The organism is Rhizobacter sp. (assembly GCF_031412075.1).
GTDB lineage: Bacteria > Pseudomonadota > Gammaproteobacteria > Burkholderiales > Burkholderiaceae_C > Rhizobacter.
On sequence record NZ_JANOCG010000489.1, the window covers coordinates 1 to 2,428 of the forward strand.

The 2,428-nt window shown below is 60.7% G+C and carries 2 protein-coding genes; both read left to right on the forward strand.

Annotated elements, in window-relative coordinates; all coding sequences use genetic code 11:
* A partial coding sequence (clpX, locus tag RMO40_RS18215) for an ATP-dependent Clp protease ATP-binding subunit ClpX (RefSeq protein ID WP_309724431.1) occupies window positions 1–877 on the forward strand: 877 nt, incomplete at its 5' end.
* 109 nt (window positions 878–986) lie between these two features.
* A partial coding sequence (locus RMO40_RS18220) for an LON peptidase substrate-binding domain-containing protein (RefSeq protein ID WP_309724432.1) occupies window positions 987–2,428 on the forward strand: 1,442 nt, incomplete at its 3' end.

Below are 2,428 nucleotides of genomic sequence, written 5' to 3' on the forward strand. Positions count from 1 at the left end.
CGCGCAGACACTGGCTCGCTTGCTCAATGTGCCGTTTGTGATTGCCGATGCCACCACGCTGACCGAAGCTGGTTACGTGGGTGAAGACGTCGAAAACATCATCCAGAAGCTGCTGCAGAACTGCAACTACGACGTTGAAAAAGCGCAGCGCGGCATTGTCTACATCGACGAGATCGACAAAATCTCGCGCAAGGCCGACAACCCCTCGATCACCCGCGACGTGTCGGGCGAGGGCGTCCAGCAAGCCTTGCTGAAGCTGGTCGAAGGCACGATGGCTTCGGTGCCACCACAAGGCGGCCGCAAGCACCCGAATCAAGATTTCTTGCAAATTGACACGACCAACATCTTGTTCATCTGCGGCGGCGCGTTTGACGGCCTGGAAAAAGTCATCCAGAACCGCTCCGAGAAGTCGGGCATCGGTTTCGGCGCCACGGTGCACACCAAGAGCGAAAAGCGTGTCTCCGAGGTGTTCCGCGAGGTCGAGCCCGAAGACCTGATCAAGTTCGGCCTGATCCCCGAACTGGTGGGCCGCCTGCCCGTGGTTGCCACGCTGGGCGAGCTGACCGAAGACGCGCTGGTGCAGATCCTCACCGAGCCGAAGAACGCACTCCTCAAGCAGTACCAGAAGCTGTTTGCGATGGACGGCGTCGAGCTCGAGATTCGCCCGTCGGCCCTGGCCGCCATTTCGCGCAAGGCCCTGGCCCGCAAGACCGGCGCTCGCGGCCTGCGCTCGATCAGGGAGCTGTGCCTGATCGACACCATGTTCGAACTGCCCACGCTGGATGGCGTGGCCAAGGTGGTGCTCGACGAGCACACCATCGAAGAGAACACCAAGCCCTTGTTGGTGTACCGCGAGCAGGCCAAGGCGAGTGCCTGACCGCGCGTTGCTGAGACTGAGGATCCTGAATCGACCGTGCGCTGTCGGGCGCGGTCATCTTGCAAATGAATGCTCGAGCCTTATGTGGGCTTGAGAAAGAGAGGTTCCAATGTCCGGACATCCCGTTTTGCCCGCTGAGCCGATCACGATGCCGCTGCTGCCGCTGCGCGATGTGGTGGTATTTCCTCACATGGTGATCCCGCTGTTTGTGGGTCGCCCGAAATCGATCAAGGCCCTCGAAGCCGCGATGGAAGCCGGCCGCCAGATCATGCTGGTGGCGCAACGCGCTGCCGGCAAAGACGAGCCCAAGCCCGACGACATGTTCGAGGTGGGTTGCGTTTCCAGCATCTTGCAAATGCTCAAGCTGCCCGATGGCACGGTGAAGGTACTGGTCGAAGGTATTCAGCGCGCCAGAACACATTCCATCAGCGACAACGGTGAGCACTTCATGGCCGAAGTGACCCCGGTGCCACCCGAAGCCGATGCCAAGCCGGAAGTCGAGGCCCTGCGCCGCGCGGTGACGCAGCAGTTCGACCAGTACGTCAAGCTCAACAAGAAAATCCCGCCGGAAATCCTCACCTCGATCGCGGGCATCGACGATGCGGGTCGCCTGGCCGACACCATCGCGGCGCACCTGCCGCTGAAACTCGAAAACAAACAATCGGTGCTCGACCTGTTTGCGGTCGACAAGCGTCTGGAAAAGCTGCTCGAACAACTCGAGCATGAAGTCGACATTCTTCAGGTTGAAAAGCGCATCCGTGGCCGCGTCAAGCGCCAGATGGAAAAGAGCCAGCGCGAGTACTACCTGAACGAGCAGGTCAAGGCCATCCAGAAGGAGCTCGGTGACGGCGAAGAAGGCGCCGACATGGAGGAGCTGGAAAAGAAGATCGTTGCCGCCAAGATGCCCAAGGAGGCGCGCAAGAAGGTCGATGCCGAGCTCAAGAAGCTCAAGCTGATGTCACCCATGTCGGCCGAGGCCACTGTGGTGCGCAACTACATCGACACACTGATCAACCTGCCTTGGACCAAGAAGACCAAGATCAAGCACGACCTCAAGCACGCTGAAGAGGTCTTGAACGAAGACCACTACGGTCTTGAGAAGGTCAAGGACCGCATCCTTGAGTATCTTGCTGTGCAGCAGCGTGTCGACAAGGTGAAGGCACCCATCCTGTGCCTGGTCGGCCCTCCTGGCGTGGGCAAGACCTCGCTCGGCCAGAGCGTGGCGCGTGCCACCGGGCGCAAGTTCGTTCGCATGGCCCTGGGTGGCATGCGTGACGAGGCCGAGATTCGTGGGCACCGCCGCACCTACATCGGCTCGATGCCGGGCAAGGTGCTGCAGAGCCTGAGCAAGGTTGGCACACGCAACCCGCTGTTCCTGCTGGACGAGATCGACAAGCTGGGCATGGACTTCCGTGGCGACCCTTCATCGGCGCTGCTCGAAGTGCTCGACCCCGAGCAGAACCACACCTTCAGCGACCACTACGTCGAGGTCGACTTCGACCTGTCCGACGTGATGTTCGTGGCCACCAGCAACAGCATGAACATCCCGCC